The organism is Nocardioides sp. Z40_12, assembly GCF_058215795.1.
In genome coordinates, this window is sequence record NZ_JBZAJA010000005.1 from 228093 (window position 1) to 252376 (window position 24284).

Consider the following 24284-nt stretch of genomic DNA (forward strand, 5'->3'; position numbering starts at 1 on the left):
CAGAAGCCCCGGGCCTCGGCCCGGGGCTTCTGTCGTCTTGGGAGCGTGATCGAGCTCAGCCAGCCTCGCGGAGCGACTCCCTGTTCTCTCGATACCAGTCGACCGTTGCTTGAATGCCTTCGCGCAAGCCGATCTGCGCCATCCAGCCCGCTGCCTGCAGCTTGGTCACGTCCAGGAGCTTCTGCGGGGTGCCGTCGGGCTTGGAGGTGTCCCACTCGGTCTCGCCCTGATAGCCGACTGCCTCAGCCACGAATCCGGCGATCTCCTTGATGGTGGCGTCCCGGCCCGTGCCAACGTTGACCTGCTGGGGTCCGTCGTAGTGCTCCATCAGGTGGACGCAGGCCGCTGCCATGTCATCGACATGGAGGAACTCGCGGCGAGGCGATCCGCTCCCCCAGTTGGTGACCACTCCGGCGCCCGACTCCCGTGCCTCGTCGTAGCGTCGGATCAACGCGGGCAGGACGTGACTCCCCGTGGGGGAGAAGTTGTCACCCGGGCCGTACAGGTTGGTGGGCATGGCGGAGATCCACGGTCGCCCATACTGACGGCGTACCGCCTGAACACCGAGGATCCCGGCGATCTTGGCGATCGCATAGGCATCGTTGGTCGGCTCCAGGTGCCCCGTCAGGAGTGAATCCTCACGGATCGGTTGCTCGGCCAGACGCGGATAGATGCAAGAGGAGCCCAGGAACAGCAGACGCTCCGTCCCGTGCGCCAGAGCGGCGTCCATCACGTTGGTCTGGATACGGAGGTTCTCGCTCAAGAAGTCCACCGGGTAGGTGTCGTTGGCCAGGATGCCGCCCACCTTCGCCGCCGCCAGCACCACGTAGCGGGGCCGCGTCTCCGCGAAGAAGTCGAAGACGTCCGCCCGCTCCTTGAGGTCCAGCTCGCTCGAGGATCTCCCGACCAGGTTGGTGTGCCCTCGACCCTCCAACTGTCGCCAGATCCCGGAGCCGACCATCCCGCGATGTCCGGCGATATAAGTCGTCGCGTTGCGGTCGAGCGCACCCGGCACGAAGTCGATGTCCCGCATCAGAACTTCGGCCACCCCTCGAGCGTCGGCTGGTCGATCCAGTGCCGCCCTTCGTGCTGTAGTGCCTCGATGTCCGCGTCGACCATGATCCGGGCCAGCTCGTCAGTCTGCACCGTCGCCTTCCAGCCCAGGTTGCGCTCAGCTTTACTCGCATCCCCGACGAGAGCATCCACCTCCGTGGGGCGGAGGTACCGCTCATCGAACTTCACGTGCTTCTCCCAGTCGAGGCCCACGTGCTCAAAGGCGGTCACCACGAAGTCCCGCACGGTGAAGTTGCCGCCGGTGGCAAGGACGTAGTCATCGGGCTCGTCGGCCTGAAGCATGCGCCACATGCCTTCGACGTACTCCGGGGCGTAACCCCAGTCGCGGATGGAGTCGAGGTTGCCGAGATAGACGTGCTCGTCCAGGCCGGCCCTGATGCGGGCGACCGCCCGGGTGATCTTGCGGGTCACGAAGGTCTCGCCACGACGGGGAGACTCGTGGTTGAACAGAATGCCGTTCGTCGCGAAGAGGCCGTAGCCCTCCCGGTAGTTCTTGGTCACCCAGTAGGCGTAAACCTTTGCCGCCCCGTAGGGGGAGCGGGGGTAGAACGGGGTCTCCTCGTTCTGCGGGGGCGGCGTCGCCCCGAACATCTCCGAACTCGACGCCTGGTAGTAGCGGCACTTTACGCCCGCCACGCGGACAGCTTCGAGCAGGCGCATCGCACCGATACCGGTGGTGTCCCCGGTGTGCTCGGGTTCGTCGAAGCTCACGCGGACGTGCGACTGCGCGGCGAGGTTGTAGACCTCGTCGGGATCAATCTCCCCCAGGAGCGTGACGAGGCGAGCACCGTCTGAAAGATCACCGTAGTGGAGGAAGAGTTTGGCTTCCGGGTCGTGCGGGTCGACGTAGAGGTGGTCGATTCGAGATGTGTTGAATGTCGAGGCGCGACGGATTAGACCGTGCACCTCGTACCCTTTACCCAGGAGCAACTCAGCCAGATAGGAGCCGTCCTGTCCGGTTATGCCAGTAATAAAGGCCCGTTTTGCCGTCATTATCTCACTCACCCCAGTGGTGGATCGTGTGTAGGTGCCTGACCCATGCGTCGTACGCATCGAGTGCGGCGGATTCCGAGAGAACACTTTCACAGTAAGCAGGGCCCCGCGCTCCCAGCGCCCCCGCGTGGGCCTTGTTCGTGCCCAGCTCTAGACTCTTGACGAGGAGTTCGGCTGGGTTTCCGGGGTCCAGGCGTAGCCCCGCACCCGACGCAGCTATTTCGTCCGCCGTGGTGCTACGGGCCTCCGTTGCGGCAAGCACTGGGACCCCAGTGCTGAAGTAGGACGTCAGTTTGCTGGGGACAGCCATCTCAACGACGCCTGGCTTCTCGTTCACGAGCAACACGTCTGCCGCCTGCATCGCCCGTCCGTACGCCTCGCCCGGCAGGGGATCCATGAACTGGACAGATCTCAGACCCTCTGCCTGCCTTTCCAGAGCTGCGCGTTGGCCACCGTCCCCCAGAAGTATGAAGCGCACCTCACTGCCCTGCTGCTCGGCAAGCCGTGCCGCCTCTACGACTGTCCCGAGTCCCTGCTTCTCACCCATGGCCCCAGCGTGGAGCACGATTGCTTCGTCTTCCCGCCAGCCGAGTTGACGACGGAACGCCTGGCGATCGAAGGGCGCGACCTCGGGCACATGCGTCCAGTTGCGGATGACTGTCACCTTGTGGGGACTGACATTGAGCCCTTCCACGATCTGCTGCTTCAAGCGTTCGTGAATCGCTGATACCCCGTCGACGCGCCGAACCACGCGGGACTCGAGGCGCTTTAGTCCATTCGCGAGCATTCCGCGGCGATCGGTCGTCTCTGTCAACCCAGCCGAGTACAGGTCCTGGACGATCACCCCCAGAGCGGGACGTCTCCAACCCCAAAGCCCGCGCGTCACGGCCATGGCCGTGCTAAGAAGCGCGGGACTCTTACAAATCACTACATCTGGGTGTCCCCACTGACTCGCAATGAGGCGCCCCCCGAAAGTAATCTCAGACCACGCGCGGCTCAAGCCGGTAGTCCGCGTTGGGAGCAAGTGACGGAGACGGGTCACAGGGACTCCGTCGATTACTTCGTGCTTCGTGAATCCCGAGTAGTCCTCGTGGATCGTCCACTGCGGGTAGTGCGGAAAGGCGGTCACCACCTTCACCGCGTGGCCTCGCTCAGACAGACCGGACGCAATGCGCGTGGTGTACGGCGCAATCCCGGTCGGCTCAGGGGCATAGTTAACACCCAGTATCAGCACACGTAAGCCGCCCGCATCCACTGCTCGCCCCTCCCAGTGCCCGACCCCTGTCTTGAGGAACCCTACAATCGGAGACACGTCGGGGCGGGCTCGACCCCGAGAAGGAACAGATCTCGAGTATGCATTTGAGCACTCAGGCGGCAGGAAGCGCTCACGCGAACGCTCTGAAAGACCGTTCGAACGAAGCGGGACGCCTGACTGGGCCAACGGCGGGCCGGAAGCAGCTTGTGCGTTCGGATCGCTTGAATGACTGCCACGGGATCTAGCGCCGTCGGGTCCACCGTTCACAACTCGTACACTCGCCACATGGAGTCACCAACTCGCGATCTCGCCGGCTTCACCGGCGCCGGCTACGAGATCGGCCGGGGGAAGCTGACACAAGTGATGTGGCTGCTCATCTCAGGCACGGTATTCATGCGTTGGTGGTTTCCCGCCGCCTCGCGGGTTCGCATCCTGCGCGCGTTCGGCGCGACAATCGACGAAAACGTTCTGATCCGCCATCGCGTGAGAATCCACTGGCCGTGGAAACTGCATATTGGCGAGGGGAGTTGGATCGGCGAAGGGTCATGGCTTCTCAACTTGGAACACATCAGCATAGGGTCAAATGTTTGTGTCTCGCAAGACGTCCTCCTTTGCACAGGGAGCCATGATCGCCACTCGCCCACCTTCGAGTTTGACAATCTGCCCGTTGTGATCGAGGAGGGCGCGTGGATAGCGGCACGGGCCACAGTCCTGAGAGGTGTTACTGTCGGTGCCCGAGCAACTGTCGGCGCCGCCTGCTTAATCACCGACGACGTGCCGCCGGACAGTCTGGTCCTCGCCCCCCGAGCTACGAACATCGCGGCGAACTGATGCGAATCCTCCAGGTCGCTACCTTGGTAAGTCCTGATGGGGCATACGGGGGGCCAATCCGAGTTGCAGTGAACCAATGTGTCGCATTGCAAGAACGGGGTCACTCTGTCGCTCTCGCCGCAGGGTTCCGCGGGTTCCAGTCTCCTCCAACCGAGATTGAGTCCGTGCCCGCGCACCTTTTCCCCGCTCGCAGGGTCATTCCGCGCGCTGGCTTCGCTGGCCTTGCGTCACCGGGTCTACAGGGATGGTTCAAAAAGTGCAAGGAACAGTTCGATGTTGTTCATGTCCATTTGGCACGTGACCTCGTCACGCTGCCCTTGGCCGCCTCGGCATTGCGCGCGGGCCTGCCCGTACTCGTGCAGACGCATGGAATGATTGACGCAAGCCGCAACCCCCTGGCGCGTCCACTAGACGCGTTCTTGACCCGCCCGACTCTGCGAAGGGCCGCAGCCGCGCTGTTTCTCACTGAAAAGGAGCGCCGTGATGTAGCAGTCGTAGCTGGGAAACTGCAGAATCAGCGACTTCTAGAAAATGGTGTTCCCTTAGCCGCGGTCCGCAAGACCCATAAGTCTGGAGTCCTCTTTCTCGCGAGGCTCCACAAGAGAAAACGACCTACGGACTTCGTGCGCGCAGCAATCGCTCTCCAAGACAAGTATCCGGACACCTCTTGGACAATGGTCGGCCCGGATGAAGGGGAGGGACCGGCCATCGACGCATTGATCAAAGCCTCGAAGCCTACGCAGGTTGTGCGAGAAGACGCGATCGCGCCTGAGGACACGCTGCATCGATTGGCGGAGTCGGCCATCTACTGCTTGCCTTCCGTCGACGAGCCTTACCCGATGAGCGTGCTTGAGGCGATGTCAGTTGGCACCCCCGTAGTGATCACCGACACTTGTGGTCTGGCGGGAGCGATCCATGCCTCTGGCGCAGGATTGGTTACCGACGGTTCGGTTAATTCTCTTGTCAGTGCGCTCGACACGATGCTGCGGAATCCCATCGATACGGCGTTGATGGGTGAGCGCGCTGCCGAACTGGCCCGCACACGGTTCGGCATAGATGCCATCGCTACGCAACTTGAGTCCCTCTACGTCGAGGCGATCACACCATCATGAAATTGCTAATCGTCCAGCCATATCTTCCCTCGTACAGGGTCCCGTTCTTCGATTCACTCTTCAACCTTTTGAGCGATGACGGCGTAACTGGCATAGTCGCCGCGCCTAGGGCAACTGGAACCCAGGCTAAACGCCAAGACGGAAGCGAAGGACACGATTGGCACAAAGAGACGCAGCAGCGGAGCATCACGACACCGTTCGGCACCTTTACCTACTACGGTGCCACGAGTCTAATGAGACAGGTCGACGGAGTCATCGTGCCAGCTGCTGGCTCGTGCCTAGACACCCATATTGCAATCGCCCGTCAAATGAACGGTCTCAAGGTAGGACTCTGGGGCCACATCTCCGACTACGTCAAGCAAGCAAACAAGTTGGACACCCTTGTAGAGAGGTGGCTACTTCAGCGCGCTAATCACATTTTCGCGTACACGGACGCAGGCACTAGGGACGCCAAACTCCGGAAAGTGCCTCGCGCGCACATCACGTCCGTAGGCAACACAATCGACACGACTGAGCTGCAGTTCGCGCGAGCAGGGGTCACCTCGGATGATGTGCGGGAATTTAGGAATCGACACGGTCTGACCAGTGGAGCCGTGGGCCTCTACTTAGGTGGCCTAGATTCGAACAAGCGGGTCGACGTTCTTGCTAAGTCGCTCGACCGCCTGTGGGTCACCAATGACGCCTTCAAGTTGATCGTGTGTGGCCTAGGACTGGAAGCTGATCGCTTGAAGCGGGCAGCCGATCGAGGCCAAGTCATTCTCATGGGATATGCGGACGCTCATCGGAAAGCACTCGCTGCTGCAGCCTCGTCGGTGATCGTGAACCCCGGACGCATCGGGCTGATTGCAGTTGACGCGTTGGTTTTGAGACTTCCCTTGGTAACGACGGACTGGCCATTCCACGCACCCGAAGTTGACTACCTGACCAAGGACCTCGACCTGTTTTCCACAACCTCCGATCCGGATGCTTTCGCAGATCTCATCTTGGAAGTATGTGCGGCGGAACCGCAGACCTTGTCCCAGGCGCCAACCATGGAACAGATGGTTGCCTCGTTCAGGAACGGCGCACTAGCGATGATGGGGCGGCCGGCGCAGAACTAGCCGGGCCTGGATCTCCGTGAGCGCGTCAATTCGCGGCGATGGCCTCACAGACGATGGAGGCGAACCGAGCAGGAGTGTGCTGCAGAATCTCCGGGTGCGCGATCAGTCCCTCGAAACCCGCTCGGGACGCCGACAATGCATCTGGGAGGTCCGCCAAGCTCCCGCTTACTGGGTATACGCCAACCATATCCTTAACTGAAGGGAGGACACCGCAGCGTTCGCTGACCACCACGTGTAATCCGGTCGCCAAGGCCTCATTCACGACCATCCCCCAGACTTCCTCCTCCGACGCCAAGATCAAACTGTCGTGCTGAGCCAAGATTTCAGGGATTAGTGCGTTCTCAATCTCGCCCAACATCACGACTTGATCACCCACTCCGAGGCGCTCCACTAGGCGAAGCAGTTCATCCTCCTGCGGGCCGCTCCCGACTAGCGTCAAGGTGTCCATACTGTGGCCGATCGCGGCGAATGCGTGAACCATCTCAATAACACGCTTACGTGGAATAAGTTGACCCACGTAGATGTACGCGTGACCTAGGCGTCCGGCCGCAGCGCGGACAGATGCCGCAGCATGAAATCGCTCCGTCTCGACCGCGTTGAAGGCGATCACAATCCGATCCTGCGCGACCCCCATGGCCGTAACGGCAGCTGCTGCCGCCGGACCCGGAACAATGACTCGATTCAGTGATCGGAAGAAGAGCCGACGCGCGAGCGCGATCGGCCCGCGCCTCCAACGCTGGGACTGCAAGGTGCTTTCATAGAATCCAATTGTCTGGGCGCCCCTGACAATCGCCGCAACGCGCGCTTGAAAGTATGAAGGGGACTCCCAGCCGCCGAGAACGACTACCCCCCGCTTCGGCACCCACGAGACTCCAAGAAGCCGACGGGTGACGTAGTAGCGGTGCTCACCCCTAACGATGTGCAACGTCGGGATCTCACGGTACAACAGACCGTGGCTAGGGGCGTGGGCCCAGTCCTGAGGACGGCCTGCCTCACCTTTAAACAAGGCCTTGTTTGATTCTAGGAGACCTATGGACAGGTCATGCGTCTTTGCGACTTGCTGCCATACCGGGATTCGGTATGGAGCGGCGAAGTTCGTGATCCACACCACTTCTCGACGCTGGCGGTTTGAATTAGCACCTGACTCGGTCAATTTGTGTCCCACATGACGTGCTCGCTTCCCCCACGAACCCCGTTGCTTGAGGATCAGCTCCATGATGCCCTACTCGCGGGTATCTCGCGTGACAACGTTCCGACCACGCTAAGAGGCACCATGGGGCGTGTGCCACGCCGCCGGGTCACCGTGAGAGCTCGTTGCGGGGTTGTGCGCGTCCCGCGCGAGACACAAAGCACGGGGGCAACCAGCCGACGTGGAGTGCGCCTCGCCGGCATCGTCGTGAACGGTGTCGACGATGCTCGAAAATGAGGCCATAGCGACGGGGGGTTTCCAGTAACCATCGCAACGAGAGCCGGTTCCGAGGAGGCCTTGTTGTCAGCGCGGCGTGTTCGGAAAGGGCCGGGAAGGCCGCCAGAGTCAGAGGCTCGGCGCAGGTTCGTGGAACTGATGGCGCAGGGGTGGTTCCTACGCGCTGCATGTGTGGAGGCCGGCGTGTCCCGCTCTGCTGCGCAGCGGTGGAAGAACGGCGCCCGGGTACGGCGCCCGGATGGCACGGTGCTCGTCGCCTCCCCTCGAGCCCCTCGCTGTTCGTCAGATCTCAACGCGGTTCTTGCCCGAGGACGAGCGGGTGAAGATCGCCGACCTCGCCAGTCGCGGACTCGGGCCGACGGCCAGCGGCCGCGAGTTGGGCCGCGCACCATCGACGATCAGCCGCGAGTTGCGACGCAACCGGCACCACTCGCGGCTGTACCGCCCGTTCCACGCCCACAGCGCGGCCGCGGTCCGGCGGCGGCGAGATCGCCCGGTGAAGATCACCGAGAACCGGGCGTTGTTCGCCTTCGTCGTCGCCAAGCTCGCGCTTCGTTGGAGCCTCAGGAGACCAGCCGGACACTGCGCCGTGAGCACCCCCAGGACCCGAAGATGTGGTCGTCGACCGAGAGCATCTACCAGGCGCTGTACCGCCACCAGACCGGCCTGCTGCGTTGCGTGAGGACGGCATCCGCTGCGATGTCGCCCTTGCGGACCGGGCGTGACCACCGTCGCGGCCACACTCGGGTGGTCCGGGCTGGCCGACGCTTTGCTCAGCCGATGCTCTCGAACCACGACCGGGGCTTCGAGCCGACCGACAGGACTGCGGCCGGGCACTGGGAAGGAGATCCCAGCGTCGGTCCGCACCACCGCTCAGCCATCGCGACCCTCATCGAACGTCAGACCCGATACTTGAAGCTGGTCCACCTGCCCGCTCAGGACTCCACAACGCTGCGACCCCAACTCGGCGCCACTCTGGAGGGCCTGCCCGCGGGGCTACGTCAGAGCCTGACCTGGGATCAAGGCACTGAGATGGCCCGCCACCTCGAGATCACCGCCATGACCGGGGTGAGGATCTACTTCTGCGACGCAGCCAGTCCAGCAGCGCGGGTCAATGAGAACGCCATCGGGCTGCTGCGTCAGTACTTCCCGAAGTCGACGGGCCTCTCCATCGACACCCCGCGTGACCTTGTGAGGGTCGAAGGGGAGTTCAACGGCCGTCCTCGATTGACCCTGGGCGACCGTGCGCCGGCGGAACTGTTCAGCGCACCGCTAACGTCCGCGTCCATCCAGAGATTGCGATGACTACTGGAAACCAAGCCAGCGGATCGGCCCCAGATTCGAGCGTTGCCGACAAACGGGTGGCGCAGGTTGGTGGAGCACACGCTCGTTCATGCTGCCATCGCTGCTCGGCTCATCGTGATCCATGTTGAACGCTCAGCGGAACAGGACCCAATCGCTGCCCGGGGGTCCGCACTGTTGCCGGGTTGGATGCGCTGATTCCAACGCGAGCGCACGACATTGCGTCCGCGGGCAAGTCGTCAACGAGCGAAATCCGGAAGGCTTGCTGTCCGGCCCGGTGCAGTCGGAGGATTGGATGCGCGTGGCACGCCACCTGTCGCTCGCGTGGCCTCTCCTTCTGACGTGCTGATGGATATCGGCATCGAGCCGTGAGGCACGCGGGGTTCACGACGACGGGTGGCTCTACGCCGTCCAGCGGCGCCAGCTTGCAGCGGCGCCAGTTTGAAGCGGGGCAACCGAACACATCGCTCGTTCGAGGCGTCCAGAATTGCGTTCCTCGTGCGCCACCCTCGACTTCACAAACCATTCGTCACGTGTCCGGCGCCCCTCAAAGTGCGGTCAGCCCTCTATCTAACGGTTGACGGCCCAATTATTTCTCGACCGCCCAGTTCTATCGGTGCACCAGCGGCGCCCCCGGAATGCTCAGGCAGGCCCCGCGCTCAGTGCCCCATCAATCCCCGCCTAGTGGCTCCCTGAAAGTCAGCTGCTTCGCGCCCCGCTTGGCCTATCTCTGGGCGGGGTGAACCGTTCGAGGATCTATTCGACGGCAGCCTTGTCGAGCGACGAACACTCACGAACCACGCCGACAGCACGATGAGAAAGAAGACGAGAGCTGCCTGCAGAAGGCTTCCTCGCATAAGAATAATAGAATAGAACGGTATTATGTAGTTCAGGACGGGAAGTGGCAGGGACCTCTGGCGCAACATTACGGCAGTATCATCGAAACGCTGCACAAATCGCCCAAATCCCCAGGCTCCCACTATTAGCAATAGCCATCCACCATTAATGTACAGTTCTGCCCAGATTGGCGCAGATAGGTTCGTAAACTCGTATCCTTTGAATTCAGCCAGCAGCACGCCCGTGTCCCGAGGTTTGTCAACCCAGATGGCCCTTGGAACCCAGAACGTCAGGACCCCCAAGCCCTGACGGCCATACTCCAGACCGTTCGCTGATACGTACGCGAAGGTGTTAGATAGTTGCGAGAACGCGTCGAAGTCGCCCGAGAGAAACGCTTCGCTGGGACGGAAGCTCAGCGTCTTCCCACCCACACGGCGAAAGAAATCGGCCAAGGGGAACAGGTATATCAGGCCTAGCAAGAAGCCCGAGAGAAATATTCGTACTCTCGTGGGCGTGGCACAGCCCCCGTGAACCGCAATGAAGGTTAGAAGAATAGTCCCTGCGTAATACCTAGGGCTGCTAATCGGATTAGTGGCGAAGAGTGTGGCGGCCCCCGTTGTGATGAGAAGCAGGGTCCAAGGCTTGAGCCCCTCAGCACGCCGTTGCGCGCTGATCCTGTAGCCCGCCACATGAGCTACTAGGACGGGAAATGTGCAAATCCCCACGATAAGAACCGCGGCACTAGAATCCGTCCATATCGCCGCCTTGATGGCGCTGAGTTCATCGCGTGTTAGGAGAAGAGATCTTGGACCCACAGTCACTACGTAGTACACGGTGGCGAGCAAGGAAGCCACAGCGAGGAGAATCACGCGCGTGGAGGACAGCGAGCCGTCTGGCATCCCCGTTTGGAACTGCACCGGGCAGATCCCTAATGATAGCCGTTTGGGGCCGCTAGTGGTTTCCGACAGGAGGAAGGCCGCCATCGCCAGAACAATCGCCAGAGCGGCCATGAACTGAGATCCCGGCGAGACGTAGGGCGTAGTGCTGGGCAGAACACCCGATCTCAACTGCACTATCGGCGCGATACCCATGAATACATAGGTGAATATCCAAATGGACGCACTCAGAAGCCGCGGCTCACCCTTCGCGATCAACCACGCCAACCTTGCTCCAGCAAGCACCATCCCCCCCAGTAGCAGCGCTAGAACCGGGGTCATGTCGGTCGCCGGTGCCGCGCCCGTGAAGGACTGGTACGACAGCGTGGGGCCTACGAAGACAAGAGGCGTGAGGAGCAGTGTGAACGCGGAAGCATTGAAGATCTGGCTCTCCCGTCGTGACCGCACTGGTGTCTCGCCAGTCTCAGGTGTGCCCTTCATTCGTGCAGTGTACGCAGCAAGGCCATTGCGTGGTGGCTGCCTCCCTGCGGCGGTGGACACTCCGCGGCGCCCTTCCGCGATGCGGGCCCCGAGGTCGTGTCAGACCCTCAGCGCTTGTCCAGTTATCCGTCGAGACGGGCGCTGTTGTGACCCTTCCGCCAGTCGGGGGCAATCCCCTTGTATATTCAGCCGGTGACGGGACGTGCATACCGATCCTGAGGAGGACCCCCATGTTTCGAGGACCTACTCAAGGGAGCGACGGGCGCGGCCCAGTGAACGAGTCCGTCTTCCTTTATCCGAAACTCGGTCGCGCTGGGCTAGGTAACGAGCTCTTCCCCCTCATGCGGGCCTTTGACCGCCACCAAGAGGTTGCAAACTCACTATTGCTACCCCCCAAATGGTTGCAAATTCGTGTTGGCCCTACTTTGCGTCGGGAGCGGGACAAGCGCCAGTACTGGCGCCTCTTTCGAGCGCCTAGTATGCGCATGCTAATCACCCGTGCGTGGCGGACGGGTACTCTAGGTAGATTCGGCCCCAGAAGCACCCGTGGCCGTGTTGTCGTTTTTGAAGGCATGGGTAACTACTTTGCCGAACTCCACCAGAACCCAGGCGCATACCGGCAGTTCCTCGAGCAAATCGCAAGGCCCTCGGTCCTAGCTGGGGTGCCAGAACACTCTTATGTGGGTGTTCACATCAGACTGGGAGATTTCTCACGGCCGACCCACGAACGTGACCTTCCCTCGAGTAATAACGCAAGCATTCCACTGCAATGGTACCAAGACCAGATCGTACACTTCCGAACACGGGAGCCTTCGCGGCCAGTGATTGTCTGCTCCGACGGCACGGACGATGAGTTAGCCTCGATCCTAGCGCTGCCAGGGGTGTACCGGAGCGGGGCCTCGAATGCACTCGCGGATATCATGATCCTTGCCAACTCGGCGGGGATAATAGGAAGTCGAAGCACATTCAGCGCTTGGGGCGCATTCCTGGGCGCGACTCCCCTCCTTCTCACACCCGGCGCAGATGTCTATAAACCCCACCTAAAGGTTTGGGAGTCAGACGGATCCAACCCTCCTGACGGTTGGCTCGAAGCGGTATGTCCCGATCCGATGAGCAGTCCGCTCAGTGACTGATCAAGAACAGGCGTCGTCACCGTGGCGTGACCTGTCTCGCTGGCCCGGGAGAGCCCGATGATCTCCCTGTTAGCACGGGCATCTAATGCACTCCGTGGACATGGCTTGATGGACGGCTTATGGACCCTTGCTACAACTCTCGGTTCTAAACTTCAGATCTTAGTCGCAATGGCTGTGGCCGGACGAGCGTCTGGGCTTGACGGAGTTGGTGCGATCGTTCTGGCCCTGGCGTTGGCAACCCTCTGCTACGCATTGGTAGATGCAGGGCTTTCTTCTCAAGCCGTTAGAACGTACGCCAGTGGGGATGTTTCTGATCCAAAAGCTCTACTACGCCCCCTTCTGTTTCGGATGGGAGTCGCGGCTCCCGTCTCTCTGGGACTTTGGCTGAGTTCATCATTGAGTGGGGAGTCCCTAGTTGGAGCACCCACGTGGGCCCTTGTCGTGTTCTTGTATGCGGTGGCATACCAAGGCAGCATGGTGACTTCGCAGGCCGCCCTTGGCAGGAAATTGTTTCGACGAACATCATCAATCAATGGCGTAGTTCGCGGGGGGACGACCCCTATGTTGATGCTTGCGGGGACTTTTGGAAGTCCGGCAAGTATCGTAGGAATCCTCGCCGCGGGGGAGGTGCTCATCACTGCGCTGCAGTATCGGTCTCTTAGACGCGATCACACAGGTGCGGGCTCGAGCGACGGTGAGCAACTCAAGGTGCGCCACACCTGGGGTCTTGGGCTTGGCTCGCTGTTAAATGTGGTCGCGAACAAGAGCGACACAGCGGTGGTTGCCCTCGCCGCGACCGTGTCGACCGTGTCGGCCTATGGCCTGGCGAGCCAGTTGCAGAATGCGCTCACTACCGCTGCTCTTGTGCCCGCCGGCGCCGTTGTAGCACGGGCGGCAGCATCACGTGACCGAGCCGGTCTTCGTTCTCAGCGCATCGTGATCTCCGGCGTTGTCGCCGTGACGTACACAGGCATTGCATTGCCGTTCCTCATCGTCCCGGGCCCGCTCGTCTCTCTCCTGTTTGGTGCAGAACTAGAAAGTTCGACGCCCCTTCGACTCTGCGTCGTTGCGGGACTCTTCTCGTGCCTTGGTGGCGTAGCCATCATGCAAATGGTGGGTCGCGGGGGTCAGCACCAGGTTGCGCGGTTCTGGCTAGTCGCCGCGGCGATCTCTCTACCAACGATGATGCTGGGCGCTCATTACGCCGGTGCCGTCGGAGCTGCCTCGGGGGCACTGATCAGAGATCTGCTCGTCTTCTCCCTTGCTTGGTTCTTCGTGGGGCGACTAGATCACGACCCGCACCACAAGCTGCCGAACCCGGACTCGACGAAGTCGCCTGCTTAGAACGTTTGCCTCCGACCGCCCACAATGGCTGGACGCACGGGTGCTCTTCCGCGCCCGCTCAGGTCTGCCACACGGACAGGGGACACCTTGACCTGCCTGCCGTTTGGGATCCAGTTGCGGTAACAAGCGGGCTGCGGGGATGCGTCGTTGGGAGAGAAGTCCGTGCTCGATCGTTGGGCATCACACCTATACGCGGAGCCCGCTTGACGGGCCGCACCAAACACTATTGGTTTCGCCGTAGGTTGTATTTCGCCGCACCGTCCTTGGCTCTGAACGCCAAGAGGACCCCCAGCAACGCCCCGCGAGGAAGACGACGTACCCGGCGAGGAGCAGGAGGAGCGGGCGTCGTGGCACCGCCCCAGTGTGGCGGGTGCGTGGGGATGCCTGTTCAGCAATCCCCCCGACTGGGTACAGGCCGACTCGAACCAACCCACAGGAGGAATTCAGATGGCCACCGGTTACAACGTGCCCGGCATGACCGCCAAGGACAGCGAGACCGTCGTCAAGGCGCTGCAGGACAGGCTCTACGCCTACAACGACCTGCACCTGACCCTCAAGCACGTGCACTGGAACGTCGTCGGTCCCAACTTCATCGGCGTCCACGAGATGATCGACCCGCAGGTCGAGGCCGTGCGCAACTTCGCCGACGACACCGCGGAGCGGATCGCCACTATGGGTGGCGTGCCGATCGGCACCCCCGGCGCGCTGGTCAAGGCGCGCTCCTGGGACGAGTACTCCATCGGCCGCGACACCGCCCAGGCCCACCTCGGCGCGCTCGACCTGGTCTACGTCGGCATCATCAAGGACAACCGCAAGGCGATCGAGGAGGCCGGCGAGCTCGACCCGATCACCGAGGACCTGCTCATCTCCCAGACCTCCGAGCTCGAGCAGTTCCACTGGTTCGTCCGCGCCCACCTGGAGAACGCCGCCGGTCAGCTGAGCACCGCCGGTGCCGCGACCGAGAAGCAGGCGGCCTCCAAGGCCAAGGGCGGCAGCAAGAAGAAGTAGTCTCCGCTCCTCGCTACGACTCCGCAGCTCCGGCCCCGAGTAGGGGTTCGGAGCTGCGGTCGTCTCCTGCTCTTCTCCGGTGCGACGCCCGCCCCGGGCGGACCCTTCACTCCCCGGTCACCGTCCGTTCACCCGCGCCGGGGACCCTCCTCGCCATGAAGACGACACTCGCCGCCCTTGCCACCCTCCCCCTCCTCGCCGCCGGAGGCGTCCTGGTCGCCGCCCCGGCGTACGCCGACGACGTCAGCTGCCGCGGCACCCTGGGCGCCACCACCCTCGACGACAACCTCGTTGTCCCGCGCAACGTCACCTGCCGGCTCAACGGCACCCGGATCGAGGGCAACATCGAGGTCGAGAGCGGCGGGACGCTGGTCGCCAGCGGCATCCGCGTCGACGGCGACATCCAGGGCGAGGGGTTCCAGCGCGTCGTGGTGAAGCCGCGCAACGGCGACCGCTCCCGCGTCGGGGGCAACATCCAGCTCGAGGACGGCGGCAAGGGCCGGATCGTGCGCACCGTCGTCGACGGCGACATCCAGCTCGAGGACAACGGACGCTTCGTCGTCCGCCGCAACGTGGTCGACGGCAACCTGCAGTGCGAGGACAACAGCCCCCGCCCGGCCGGTGCCGGCAACCGGGTCGCCGGGGACAAGGAAGGCCAGTGCCAGAGGCTCTGAGCCTCAGAGCAGGTCGAACTTCTGCCCCAGCCGCTCGGAGTCCTCGCTCCCGGACTCCACGCACGCCCCGCTGATCCCGAGGCTGACCCGGCCGGCCTCGAACTTCGACTCCTGCACGTTCAGCCGGACCTTCTCCTCGCCCTCGCCGTCGACCAGGATCGCGTAGGGGCGGGGGGTGTCGGCGGCGTTCTCGACCTCCCAGCCGTCGGCCACCAGGGCGTCGGAGGCCGCGGCCACCCGGGCCGCGGCCTCACCCTCGCCACCGGTCAGGATGCCGCCGCCCAGCACCTGCATCGAGCTCTTCGGCTCGACCCCGCAGACCCGCCACTCCGCGTCGGCCTCGGAGACCTCGAAGCCCGCCTGCCCGAGCACCTCGACGGCGTCGCGGAACCGGCTCTCCACCAGCTCCTGCGCCTGGGAGAGCGCCGCCCGGGACTCCTCGGGGTCGGGCTCGCCGCCGCACGCACCCAGCATGAGCACCAGCATGGCACCGCCGACCAGGGTCCGCACCCCGCCCATCAGTCGTCCTCCCTCGTCTGCGACTTGCCGGGCACGCCCTGGGTGGGCTCCCGGTCGACCTCCGGATCCACCGGAGAGCCGAAGAACGGGTCGTAGGAGTGCTCCGCCTCGTTGACCTGGTCGCCGTGGCCGTCGACGATGAGGCCGATGTTGTAGAGCGACTCGGTGTTCACCGACAGGTAGTTGGAGTGGGCGTCGCCCCAGTTGCGGATGTCCTCACGGTCCACCCGCTCCGCCTCGAACCGGGTGGCGCCGAAGTCGTCCTCCGACGGGTCCCTGCCCAGGCCCAGCCCAGCCTTGCCGGCCCAGCCCTCGTCACCCAGGACCGCGACGATGTCGCGGCTGTCGCGGCCCACGTAGACGTGGTCGCGCCCCACGCTGAAGTCGTCGGCGTGCTCGGCCGGACCCGCCCCGGGGCTGCCGACCAGCACCACGTCGTCGGCGTCGAGGTCGAACTTGCCCGTCGCGTACGACGTCGTGGTCGAGCCGTAGCTGTGCCCCACGGCGGTCAGGTGCGCCCGGTCGTCGGGGTCGTCGCCCCGGCTGGCCCGCAGGCCGTCGATGGCGTCGGCCAGCCGTCGGCCGCCGTCCTCGGCGCGGCCCTCGGTCAGGGTGGCCATGTCGACGGGGCTGTCGGGTGCGTCGTACCCCAGCCAGAACATCGTCGCCACGCTCGACCCGTCGCCGTTGTAGCGCGTCGCCTCGTAGAGGTTATACATCTCGCTGGTGTAGTCGTCGACCTTGCCCATGTCGGTGGTGATGCCGGGGGTGAAGACCGCGACGTCGTCGGCGGTGTCGAGGTCGCCGATCGCGACCGCGACCCGCCCGTCCCCCTCGAAGGCGGTCGGGTCGTAGAGCCACAGCTGCGCCCCCGGCCTGCCGCCGCCCGGCAGCGGGTCGTCATAGCCCTCCGCGCTCTTCAGCGCGCTCTGGGTCGCCCGGGCGTTCGCCAGCGCCTTGCGCTCCAGCGGGGTCAGGGTGCCGTCGTCCTCCTTCGCCGCCAGCCGGGCCAGGTCGCCGTCGAGCAGCACCCGGTTGGCGTCGTCGCGGGCCCCGGCCGGCAGCCCGTCGGCGGCGCCGATCACCTCCGGGTAGGCCGAGGTGACCGCCTCCCGCTCCGCGTCGGTGAGCCCTTCCCACCAGTCGTGGACCTGCTCCGGGCTCGAGCTGGGGCCGGGCGCGCCGGGCTTGGCCATCGCGTCCCTGGCGGCGTCGCTGACCCCGCCCAGGTCGGAGAGCGCGTCGCCCAGGTCGGTGGCCGCCTCGAAGGAGCGCCGCAGCAGGTCCTCGGCGGCCTGCACCTGGGCGAGGAGCACGTCACGGTCGGTGACCAGGTCGTCGACCGCCCGGGTGAGGTCTCGCGCCCGGCTCTTCAGCTCCGCGATCTGCGCCGGGGTCGCCTCGGTGGTGGCCGCGATGTCGGCCACCAGCACGTCGCGCCGCGAGTTGAGCGTCGTACGACGGTCCTGGAGCTGCTCGTGGGTGCGCAGCAGGTCGCGCAGGGTGTCGGCGTAGGAGGTGACCGCGTGGCCGATCCGCTTGACCGTCGCGGCCATCGAGGCGTGCTCCCCCGACGCCTTGCCTGCGGCCTCCCGGTAGGCGACGTAGGCCTCACCCCACCAGCCGTCCTCCATGCTCTGCAACGAGGCGGCGGAGTCGCCGAACTCCTCGTAGCGCCCGGCCGCGGCGTAGAGCGCCTCGGCCAGCGAGTCGGCACTGCCCGGGTTGCCGCCGGGCCGCCGGATCGCCGCGACCTCCGCCGGGACCAGGATCGTCACCGTGCTCATCGCTGCGGCCCCAGGCGCCCGTCGAGCTGGCTGTAGTCGGAGGCCTGGCCGGAGTCGGTGCCGACCACGTCGGCCACCGAGGCGCGCAGCGCGCCGGTGAACCCCACCGCGATCGCCTGGCTCTCCTTGGCGTAGCCCGTCCACGCCGACAGGAACGCCGACGCCGCCCCCTGGACGCTCGGCGCGACCCCGCCCGTCGGCGCGGAGCCGAGCTCCTCGGCGGCTTCGGTCATCAGCGTCTCCAGCTCCTCCCACCGGCCGATGCCGCGCTGGATGGCCGCCATCTCCCACTCCATGTGGGTCATGAGGCCACCGCCAGCTCGCGTGCCGTCGCCTCGCCCACCGGGTGGTCGGCGCTGCGCACCCGCAGCACCAGCCGCCCGGCCTCGGGGACCAGCACCAGCGAGAGCTCGGAGCGGCCCAGCTCGCCGTCGCGCCCGGCCATCACCCGCGGGAAGCCGGTCGGCGGCACCAGCACCTGCCACCCGTCCTCGCGCAGGGTCTGCGCCGCGGTCTCCAGCCGGGCGGCGACCGTCACGGGGTCGGCCCGGTCGACCGTCAGGGTGATCTCGCGGCGCACCCGGTCCGACGCCCCGCCCGGCACCCAGCGCGCCCGCCAGTCCGCGTGGACGTCGCCCAGGTCGCCCACCAGCCGCACCCACGCCCGGCGTACGTCGTGGTCCTCACGCGCCGCGACCTCCGTGGGGTCCGCCGCCGGCGCCCCCGGCGGGGTCTCGACCCGCGCCTCGGTCGGCAGGACCACGATGTCGACGTCGGGGTGCCGTCGTCGCACCACCGACCAGAACGGGTCGGCGGTGACCACCCGGGCGGCCGCCCGGCCGTGGTGACCCGGTGAGGGGCGCTGGTCGTCGCTGTCGCTCATCTCATTCCTCCGCGTCGAGACCCGAGAGCTCGCGGACGCGCTCGGCCAGCAGGTCGGTCGCCGTCTGGTACTGCTCCGCGGTGTGCGGCTTGTAGTCGAGGAGGCCCTTCTTCCCCTGGGGTCCGAGCCCGGTGAGCGCCACCTCGTAGGGCCCGACGGTGAAGTAGGCCTTCCGGGTGTCGCCCTTGAGCTTGCTGTCGTCGAAGAGGTAGGCCACGTCGGCGGCCGTCCCGTCGAGCTGATTCACCAGGCCGATCACCCTGGCCTGGTCGATCGTCACCTCGTCCCACAGATGCTGCGGGTACGTCGTCCGCACGAAGTGGGCCGCGAGCACCTCCAGGGCCTCCACGGCGTCCTGGGCGAAGCGGATCTCCACGGTCAGGTCTGCGGTGTAGCCGATGTCCCCCCGGGCGTTCCTCTCGCTGACCTGGCGGGTGCACGAGCTGGACGACACCTGGGTGAACGGCTCCGACCCGATCGCGCGGCGCTCCTCGGGGGAGCGCGGCAGCGACATCACCTCGGGCTGGTCGGTCTCCGCCTTGCCGAAGACCTCCTCGAAGATCTCGGGCGTGAGCACCTCGCACGGCTCCAGCCAGGCGATCCCCTCGGGCGACTCCGTCGAGCCGTCGAGGCTGGTGGGCAGCGGCTGCCCGGCGATCGCCGGGTCGGCGATGCGCTCCGCGATCGTGGCGAAGAGCTGCTTCATCACCGGCACCTGCTGGCGGTACTCCTTCGGCGTCAGCGGCGGGGGCGTGAAGGTGCTGATGTCGGAGGTCCCCAGCGAGACCGAGACCATCGCGTGGCCGTGCCCGACCACGAACTTGCGGCCGCCCTTCACGTGGAGCACCCCGTCGAGCCCCTTGACCGGCACGCCGCCGGACCGCTTGGCGCTGTCGATCTCGAGGTCGATGATCCACTGCTCGGCGTTGGTGCGCCGCAGGTAGGCCAGCTCCTTGCCGGTCCCCGACCGCTCAGTGCGGCGCATCTTCTTCGCCACGGTCTCGGCGTCGGCGAAGTTGCGCACGTCCACCTGGAGCAGCGTGGAGTTCTTGCGCTTCGGGTCGAGGTCGTGGTCGTTGTAGAGGTAGCGGCAGCTGGTGTCCACGCTCTCACCGACCGTCCGGGAGATCCGCTTCACCTCCTGCTTCGACACCGGGACCGACTGGATCCGCTGGGTGACGTAGCCGCGGGGCGACATCGGCTTGGTCGCCGCCTCGACCACCTCCACCGGCAGCAGCGCGCACGCCTGGACGGCCGGGTTGTCGCCGATCATCACCGGCTCGGGGGCCGGGGTCTCCTCGATGGGCTGCGCGGTCGTCGCGCCGCCGCCCTCGCCGGCCCCGGCCTCGTCGTCGGACCCGCTCCCCCGACTGGTGATCGAGACCGCCAGCGCCGCCACGATCACCGCCACCACCACGAAGACGACGGCTCCGAGCGCCACCTTGCTCCCCGTCGTACGACCTTGCTCCATGTCTCTCCCGCATCCGTTCCGCGCACGCTCGTCCCTGCGCGCCCCTCCTGCCCCGTTGCACACCTCGGGAAACCCTCTGACCACCGCGATGGCAGGATCGCCCGTATGCATCTGGCTCGGCGACTGCGACAGACGATGGCGGTGTCGCTCGGTGCGACGCTGCTCCTCCAGGGGCTCGCCGGCTGCGCCGGCGCCGCCGAGCCGAGCGACCCGGAGCCGACCGCGGGGTCATCGGCCCGCGAGGCCGGCGACCTGTTGCCCTACGCCACCATCGACTCCTCCCGGCTCGAGGCCGGTGACGGCAGCGACGACCGCCCCAACATCGTCATGGTCCTCACCGACGACATGCGCGCCGACGAGCTCGACGAGATGCCCAAGACCCAGGCGCTGATGCGCGAGCGCGGCCTGGCCTTCACCGACGCCATCTCCCCGCACCCGCTCTGCTGCCCGGCCCGCGCCGAGCTGCTGACCGGGCAGTACGCGCAGAACAACGGCGTACGCCACAACGAGTCGAAGTACGGCGGCTACGGCCGCATCAAGACCAGGAACACCATCGGCACCTGGTTCGCCGAGCAGGGCTACAACACCGCCTTCATCGGCAAGCACGCCAACGGCTACGAGCACGACAGCCCCCGCGACCCCGGCTGGCACGTGTGGGAGCCGATCACCGGCAACCCCACCGACTACTACCGCTTCCGCTTCTTCGGCAACGAGCAGTGGCGCGACGACTACGTCACCGACCGGATCGCGGAGAAGACCGACGACGCGGTGCGCAAGATGGCGGCCGCCGACAAGCCGTTCCTGCTGCTCTCCAACCACATCGGGCCGCACGAGCGCCAGCAGTACGGCCCCGGCGGGCTGGTCGACCCACCCCCCGCCAAGCGGCACGCCGACTACCCCGTCAACAAGGTGGCGCCCCCCATCAAGGCGCCCTCCTTCAACCGCAAGGTCGAGGGCGGCCTGCCCCGCAAGATCGCGGTCAAGCAGCGGATCAACACCCGCAAGGTCCAGAAGCGCTGGGAGGCGCGGGTGCGCTCGCTGCAGTCGGTCGACGACGCCGTGGCCAGCCTCTTCGCCCGGCTCGACGAAGCCGGCGAGGCCGACAACACCTACGTCATCTTCACCTCCGACAACGGCTTCAGCCTCGGCGAGCGGCGCCTGCACAAGAAGAACAACCTGGTCCAGGAGGCGCTGCTGGTCCCGCTGGTGGCCACCGGCCCCGGCGTCCCGGCCGGCGCCACCTCCGACCTCCAGGTCACCCTCGTCGACCTGGTCGCCACCATGGCCGACCTCGGCTCGGTCAAGCCGCGCCTCGACGTCGACGGGGTCTCCTTCAAGCGCACCCTGCTCGGTGGCACCCAGCCGTGGCGCGACACCACGCTGATCCAGACCGGCGACAAGTACAAGCCGCGCAAGCACCGCAACCTGCGCTGGAAGGGCTGGGGCCTGCGCGGCGTCCGCACCGACCGCTACGCCTACGCCCGCGACGTCAACACCGGCGAGCGGCTGCTCTTCGACCACGCCCGGGACCCCTGGGAGATGCGCAACGTCGCCCGCGCGCCGAAGTACCGGCGTACGGTCGCCGCGCTCGACAAGCGGGCCACCCGGCTGATGCGCTGCGCCGGCGCGGCCTGCAACCGGACCTTCGGGAAGGTGCCCGGCCCGCGCTGACCTCAGCCCAGCCGTGGCGGGAAGCGTAAGCACCGTCGGCAGCGCCGACATGGTGCTTTTGCTTCCCCTCACCGCTCCACCACCCGCCAGCGCCGGGCCTGGGACGACGACCTGGCCCGCTCCACGGCGGCCAGCATCCGGCGCACCTGGACCTGGGTGCTGTCCCCCGCCACCACGGTGAAGGTCTCCAGCCCGACGGCGCGGAAGCGCTCCGCCCGGTCGACGTCGGACCGGTGACGGGAGCGGGAGCGGTGCAGGGCGCCGTCGTACTCCCCCGCGACCCCGAGCTCGGGGGCCAGGAGGTCGGCGACGCCCACCAGCCGCCCCGCCGGGTCGACCACCCGCGCGTTGAGCAGCGGCTCCCCCAGCCCGGCGTCCAGCTGCCAGACCAGTCTCATCGCGGTCTCCCGGGGAGAGGCGCTGCCCTCCCGGGCCAGCCCCAGGGCCCATCTGGCCCGGCGGGTGCCACGTCGGCGTACGTCGTCGTCGAGGCGGGCGCGCACCCGGGCCGAGCTGGTCAGGCCAGCCGCCAGGACCATGTCCATCACCACCACGGCCGCCCGGTCGTGCGGGGCGAGCATCATCTCGTCGAGCACCGCCGTCTCCACGTCGCTGCACGGGATCGACTGCCGCCGGCACCCGGGAGCGGGGGCCGTCGTACGGATCGTCCTGGCCCCGGGCACTGCCCGGCGGTATGCGTGCGGGATGCGGATCGGCACCGGCAGCCACGAAGAGCCGTCGGCGGAGAGTCCGTCGAAGAATCCGCCGCCGGCGAGCCTCAGGCTCGCCCAGCCCGTGACCAGCCCACCGGGCGGCAGTGCCGGCGCCACCTCGGCGGCTCGTTGCTCCGGGGTCCGGGGCACCTCGGCCGGCACGTAGAAGCCGCCGCCCACCCTCCGCCACTTCCTGCCTCGCGCCTGCCCGCGGGTCGGGCCGTGGACGCCTGAGGGGTCCAGTGGCACCGGCGGCGCGACCGTGGCCGGCCGGCAGACCGGGCGCCAATCGTCTCGTTCCATGACAGGAGCGTCATGGAGAGCAGAGGGGATCGCGCGGTCTGCCGCCGCCCACCTGTGCACGACCCACGTGGCGGGAAGCCGGAGCACCGGCTGGGGAGACCGGGTGGTGCCTCAGCGTCCCGCCGCGCGAGACTCGGCCTGCTCCCGCGACTCCCGGGCGGCCTCGCGCTCGAGCCTGGCCAGCCGCTCGACCTCGTCCTGGCCGACGGTGCCGTCAGCGGTCTTCGCCGCCAGCCGGGTGGTGACCGACTCGTCGCGGATCCGGTCGGCCCGCTCCCGCACCTCGGGAGGCAGCCCCTCCGCGCCGGCGACCAGGTGGGAGTACGACGCCACCACGGCGCGGCGCTCGTCGGCGGAGAGCCCGCGCCACCACTCCCGGACTTCCGCCGGGGAGGTGTCTTCGCCCGGGGCGCCCTTCTTGGCCATCGCGCGCTGGGCGATCTCGGGACGGCCGCCGTCGACCGCGGTCACGTCGTCGCGGTCGGTGGCGGAGTCGAGGGTGTCGACCAGGAGCTCTTCGTTGCTGGTCGCCAGCTCGGCCAGGGCACGGTCGTCCTCGACCAGGGCCTGGTACATGCGGTCGAGCTCCTCGGCGCGAGCCTGGAACGCCTGGACCTGCTCGGGGGTGACCGTCCCGGCACCGTTGATCTCGGCGGCGAGCGCGGCGACCCGGTCGTCGAGCCGCCTCTTGCGCTCCACGTGCTGGTCGTAGGTGCGCTGGTGGTTGCGCAGCCGGTCGGCGCAGGCGATCAGCACCCGCCCGCTCCGCTTGAGGGTGTTGCGCATCCGGCCGGCCCGGACCGCGACGCGCTTGGACTTGCGCACGTACTCGGCGCTGCTGTCGCCGCCCCACCCGCGCATCCGCCCGAACTGCGCGGACTCATCCGAGAACTCGTCGAACCGGCCGGCCGCCTCCAGCACGACCCCGGCGAGGGCGTCGATGCCGGCCGGGTCGCCCTCGGGCTTGAAGAGCGGGTCGGGCCGGGAGACGGGCATCGCGATCTCGACGCTCGCGGTGGTCACGGCAGCGGGCCCAGTCGTGAGGCGAGGCCGGGCGAGGCCGGCATCGCCGGCGGCTCCGGCGGGGTGGGCGGCTCGCCCGGGCAGGCGACGGCGAGCTGGGTGAAGGTCTGCGCGAGGTGGCCGTCGGTGGTGTCGAAGTCGCGCAGCGTCTCCTCGAGCGCCGTGACGATGTCGCCCGCGTCGTCGGCGGCCTCCTTGGCGTAGACCGCCCAGGCCGCGGCGAACTCCTGCCCGACGGCCTGCACGCGGGGCGGTAGCGCCCCGGTGTTCGCGGACCCGAAGTCGCCCGACGTCTCGGTCATCAGGGCGACGACGTGCTGCCAGTCCCGCACCTCCCGGACCACGTCGTTGCGCCCGATCAGGATCTCCCGCATGTTGCCCCCCCCGTTCCCTCCCCCAGGCGGCCGGAACGCGCCGCCGAGCGGAAGATGACCCCCGCAGCGTCGTCC

The 24284-nt window shown here is 66.3% G+C and carries 22 protein-coding genes and 1 pseudogene; 10 read left to right on the top strand and 13 right to left on the bottom strand.

What is annotated here, in order from left to right; translation table 11 throughout:
* Positions 1-55: 55 nt before the first annotated feature.
* From AC4BG9_RS11745 to AC4BG9_RS11755, 3 genes are read right to left on the bottom strand one after another with little or no spacing between them, the layout of a single operon-like run.
* Positions 56-1048 carry a GDP-L-fucose synthase family protein gene (locus tag AC4BG9_RS11745; protein ID WP_490571281.1) on the bottom strand — a complete coding sequence of 331 codons (993 nt, stop codon included), beginning with the start codon at positions 1046-1048 and terminating at the stop codon, positions 56-58.
* Complete coding sequence (gene gmd / locus AC4BG9_RS11750) at positions 1033-2067, bottom strand: GDP-mannose 4,6-dehydratase (RefSeq protein WP_490571371.1); 1035 nt, start codon at positions 2065-2067, stop codon at positions 1033-1035. Before gmd ends, AC4BG9_RS11745 begins: the two co-directional genes overlap by 16 nt.
* Positions 2068-2071: 4 nt before the next feature.
* A complete protein-coding gene (locus AC4BG9_RS11755; protein WP_490571282.1) occupies positions 2072-3607 on the bottom strand; it encodes a glycosyltransferase family 4 protein in 1536 nt (511 codons plus the stop codon).
* Here AC4BG9_RS11755 and AC4BG9_RS11760 point away from each other — a divergent pair, their 5' ends adjacent.
* The 3 genes from AC4BG9_RS11760 to AC4BG9_RS11770 all read left to right on the top strand — a co-directional run bounded on the left by AC4BG9_RS11760 (position 3608) and on the right by AC4BG9_RS11770 (position 6365).
* Positions 3608-4153 carry an LbetaH domain-containing protein gene (locus tag AC4BG9_RS11760; RefSeq protein ID WP_490571283.1) on the top strand — a complete coding sequence of 182 codons (546 nt, stop codon included), beginning with the start codon at positions 3608-3610 and terminating at the stop codon, positions 4151-4153.
* Positions 4153-5265, top strand: coding sequence for a glycosyltransferase (locus tag AC4BG9_RS11765; RefSeq protein WP_490571284.1), 1113 nt, complete (start codon positions 4153-4155; stop codon positions 5263-5265). Before AC4BG9_RS11760 ends, AC4BG9_RS11765 begins: the two co-directional genes overlap by 1 nt.
* A gap of 464 nt (positions 5266-5729) precedes the next feature.
* Positions 5730-6365, top strand: coding sequence for a glycosyltransferase (locus AC4BG9_RS11770; RefSeq protein ID WP_490571285.1), 636 nt, complete (start codon positions 5730-5732; stop codon positions 6363-6365).
* A gap of 25 nt (positions 6366-6390) precedes the next feature.
* Here AC4BG9_RS11770 and AC4BG9_RS11775 read toward each other — a convergent pair whose 3' ends face one another.
* The gene (locus AC4BG9_RS11775; protein ID WP_490571286.1) at positions 6391-6975 is read right to left on the bottom strand and encodes a glycosyltransferase; all 585 of its coding nucleotides are present in this window, start codon (positions 6973-6975) and stop codon (positions 6391-6393) included.
* Positions 6976-8029: 1054 nt separating this feature from the next.
* Here AC4BG9_RS11775 and AC4BG9_RS11780 point away from each other — a divergent pair.
* Together AC4BG9_RS11780 and AC4BG9_RS11785 are read left to right on the top strand one after the other, a co-directional pair.
* Positions 8030-8152: pseudogene (locus AC4BG9_RS11780) on the top strand (hypothetical protein); the annotation flags it as partial.
* Between the two features lie 194 nt (positions 8153-8346).
* Positions 8347-9096 (top strand): IS30 family transposase, encoded by a 750-nt coding sequence (locus tag AC4BG9_RS11785; RefSeq protein ID WP_490571287.1) that lies wholly within the window; start codon positions 8347-8349, stop codon positions 9094-9096.
* A 656-nt stretch (positions 9097-9752) separates the two neighbouring features.
* On the opposite strand, the gene AC4BG9_RS11790 is transcribed toward AC4BG9_RS11785, so the two are convergent.
* A complete protein-coding gene (locus AC4BG9_RS11790; RefSeq protein WP_490571288.1) occupies positions 9753-11306 on the bottom strand; it encodes a hypothetical protein in 1554 nt (517 codons plus the stop codon).
* 572 nt (positions 11307-11878) lie between these two features.
* On the opposite strand from AC4BG9_RS11790, the gene AC4BG9_RS11795 reads away from it, so the two are divergent.
* The 4 genes from AC4BG9_RS11795 (at position 11879) to AC4BG9_RS11810 (ending at position 15465) form a co-directional block, all read left to right on the top strand.
* Entirely contained in the window at positions 11879-12439 is a 561-nt protein-coding gene (locus tag AC4BG9_RS11795) for an alpha-1,2-fucosyltransferase (RefSeq protein ID WP_490571372.1), read from the top strand.
* Between the two features lie 627 nt (positions 12440-13066).
* The gene (locus AC4BG9_RS11800; RefSeq protein ID WP_490571289.1) at positions 13067-13783 is read left to right on the top strand and encodes a polysaccharide biosynthesis protein; all 717 of its coding nucleotides are present in this window, start codon (positions 13067-13069) and stop codon (positions 13781-13783) included.
* 447 nt (positions 13784-14230) lie between these two features.
* Positions 14231-14791 (top strand): Dps family protein, encoded by a 561-nt coding sequence (locus tag AC4BG9_RS11805; protein ID WP_490571290.1) that lies wholly within the window; start codon positions 14231-14233, stop codon positions 14789-14791.
* Between the two features lie 155 nt (positions 14792-14946).
* Positions 14947-15465, top strand: coding sequence for a hypothetical protein (locus AC4BG9_RS11810; RefSeq protein WP_490571291.1), 519 nt, complete (start codon positions 14947-14949; stop codon positions 15463-15465).
* Positions 15466-15468: 3 nt separating this feature from the next.
* Here AC4BG9_RS11810 and AC4BG9_RS11815 read toward each other — a convergent pair whose 3' ends face one another.
* The 5 genes from AC4BG9_RS11815 to AC4BG9_RS11835 are packed head-to-tail and all read right to left on the bottom strand — an operon-like array spanning position 15469 to position 20125.
* Positions 15469-15984 carry a hypothetical protein gene (locus AC4BG9_RS11815; RefSeq protein ID WP_490571292.1) on the bottom strand — a complete coding sequence of 172 codons (516 nt, stop codon included), beginning with the start codon at positions 15982-15984 and terminating at the stop codon, positions 15469-15471.
* Positions 15984-17771 carry an alpha/beta hydrolase gene (locus AC4BG9_RS11820; protein WP_490571293.1) on the bottom strand — a complete coding sequence of 596 codons (1788 nt, stop codon included), beginning with the start codon at positions 17769-17771 and terminating at the stop codon, positions 15984-15986. The genes AC4BG9_RS11815 and AC4BG9_RS11820 overlap by 1 nt, the downstream gene beginning before the upstream one ends.
* Positions 17768-18076 (bottom strand): hypothetical protein, encoded by a 309-nt coding sequence (locus AC4BG9_RS11825; RefSeq protein WP_490571294.1) that lies wholly within the window; start codon positions 18074-18076, stop codon positions 17768-17770. Before AC4BG9_RS11825 ends, AC4BG9_RS11820 begins: the two co-directional genes overlap by 4 nt.
* Positions 18073-18654 carry a hypothetical protein gene (locus AC4BG9_RS11830; protein ID WP_490571295.1) on the bottom strand — a complete coding sequence of 194 codons (582 nt, stop codon included), beginning with the start codon at positions 18652-18654 and terminating at the stop codon, positions 18073-18075. The genes AC4BG9_RS11825 and AC4BG9_RS11830 overlap by 4 nt, the downstream gene beginning before the upstream one ends.
* A gap of 1 nt (position 18655) precedes the next feature.
* Positions 18656-20125: a hypothetical protein gene (locus AC4BG9_RS11835; RefSeq protein ID WP_490571296.1), complete on the bottom strand. Its 1470-nt coding sequence runs from the start codon at positions 20123-20125 to the stop codon at positions 18656-18658.
* Positions 20126-20230: 105 nt separating this feature from the next.
* On the opposite strand from AC4BG9_RS11835, the gene AC4BG9_RS11840 reads away from it, so the two are divergent.
* Positions 20231-21796, top strand: a complete 1566-nt coding sequence (locus AC4BG9_RS11840; RefSeq protein ID WP_490571297.1) for a sulfatase family protein — start codon at positions 20231-20233, stop codon at positions 21794-21796.
* 68 nt (positions 21797-21864) lie between these two features.
* On the opposite strand, the gene AC4BG9_RS11845 is transcribed toward AC4BG9_RS11840, so the two are convergent.
* From AC4BG9_RS11845 to AC4BG9_RS11855, 3 genes are all read right to left on the bottom strand, one after another.
* A complete protein-coding gene (locus tag AC4BG9_RS11845; RefSeq protein WP_490571298.1) occupies positions 21865-22812 on the bottom strand; it encodes a hypothetical protein in 948 nt (315 codons plus the stop codon).
* Positions 22813-22923: 111 nt separating this feature from the next.
* The gene (locus tag AC4BG9_RS11850; RefSeq protein ID WP_490571299.1) at positions 22924-23835 is read right to left on the bottom strand and encodes a hypothetical protein; all 912 of its coding nucleotides are present in this window, start codon (positions 23833-23835) and stop codon (positions 22924-22926) included.
* Positions 23832-24209, bottom strand: coding sequence for a hypothetical protein (locus AC4BG9_RS11855; RefSeq protein ID WP_490571300.1), 378 nt, complete (start codon positions 24207-24209; stop codon positions 23832-23834). The genes AC4BG9_RS11850 and AC4BG9_RS11855 overlap by 4 nt, the downstream gene beginning before the upstream one ends.
* Between the last annotated feature and the right edge of the window lie 75 nt (positions 24210-24284).